General features: G+C 53.0%; 3 protein-coding genes. All 3 read right to left on the minus strand.

The window, feature by feature from the left end; all coding sequences use genetic code 11:
- On the minus strand, window positions 1-327 hold a 327-nt coding region (locus LQV45_RS32710; RefSeq protein WP_230011769.1), incomplete at its 3' end, for a hypothetical protein.
- Window positions 324-773 (minus strand): DapH/DapD/GlmU-related protein, encoded by a 450-nt coding sequence (locus LQV45_RS35750; protein WP_290370389.1) that lies wholly within the window; start codon window positions 771-773, stop codon window positions 324-326. The genes LQV45_RS32710 and LQV45_RS35750, both read right to left, overlap by 4 nt.
- A 260-nt stretch (window positions 774-1033) precedes the next feature.
- On the minus strand, window positions 1034-1377 hold a 344-nt coding region (locus tag LQV45_RS32725; RefSeq protein ID WP_230011770.1), incomplete at its 5' end, for a glycosyltransferase.

Raw genomic sequence — 1377 nt, forward strand, 5'->3', positions numbered from 1 at the left:
GATACTGAATACAAGGATGGAATCGAATCCTTTCATTTTTCGCCAAATGCGCTTTGCCCCGAAAAGTATGCCTATTACTTCCCTAACTACTAAAGCAAAAGAAGCACTCGATAGCGAGCCGGTAGCCTCTAGCGCTGGATGGCGGGCAAAATCGTGGTACAAATACGGAAAACCCAAGTTGGCCAGGTCGCTGGCTAAAGGCGAATCCCGCGATATGAGAAAATGTAAGGAAACTCCGTTGGCTTCGGCGAACTTAGCCAACTGGAGAAGGGAACGCTCAGCGCCCCAAACACTTCTTGACTCGGTGACCACTAGAACTTTTTTCATTTAGATATTCCCGTTCTGCGACCCAATACCCGCGCCGGAACTCCACCGACAATGGAGTAAGGGGGAACTTCGCCGCGAACGACGGCCCCAGCCGCAACAACTGCACCGTCACCAATTACGCTTCCGCCTAAGATCACGGCCCCAGCACCGATCCACACATCGTTTCCGATCCGAGTTGGCAATCGAGTCTCGCCTTGCGCCCGAATGACAATAGACGCATCTTCAAAATTATGATTCTCAGACACAATTGTAACGTTCGGGCCCAAGAGACAATCATTCCCTATTACGACTCCGCCTTGGCCTAAAACAACGTTGAATGCACCAATTGAACTTTTCTCACCAATCAGAATACCCACACCCAGATTGCGAACCACACCGGAACCGCGCAGAACAGCAAAATCGTCAATTGTCGAATTGCTGCCAATGCGAATGCCATCTGCAGACATGGCATCCACTGTCACCCCATCCCCGATTGAGACGGAGTGCCCGAGAGTCAGCTGCGATTTTGACCTCTGTCGGAAGTTTCTTCCGATGAAAGAACTCGGATAGCCGTGAAATCGAGCCCGAAGACGCTGAAGACCTCTGCGTCCGAGCCACTCAACAAGTACAGACGTTCCAATCCTCGGGTCGACCCCCACGTCAGTGCGGCGTGTCGTTCGGTACAGTTCGTCGACCCGGCGTCGGAGAACTTTATCGATCGCTGGGATCATTTCTTCACTACCTCGTTTCTGAGCCTGGTGACGACGGTCTCCCATGAAATCATCGATTCAGCGTTGGCAGCCCTCTTCGGCAATTCATGGAGGAGCATCGCGATACTGCTCGCGATGTCATCATCATCTTCCGGGTCGAAGAAAACGCCCACGTCACCGAACTCTCGGAAAGCAGGAATGTCACTTAGAGCAATTCGAGCACCTGCATTGACCGCCTCGAGCACCGGCAGCCCGAAACCCTCGTCAAGCGAAGGAAAGAGAAAAGCGCGGCAATTCTCATACGCCCACTTCAACTCACCGGAGCTGATGGTCCCGGTCCAGATGACACTCCCCTCCGCCG

The sequence above is a fragment of the Microbacterium sp. Bi128 genome (genome assembly GCF_918698205.1).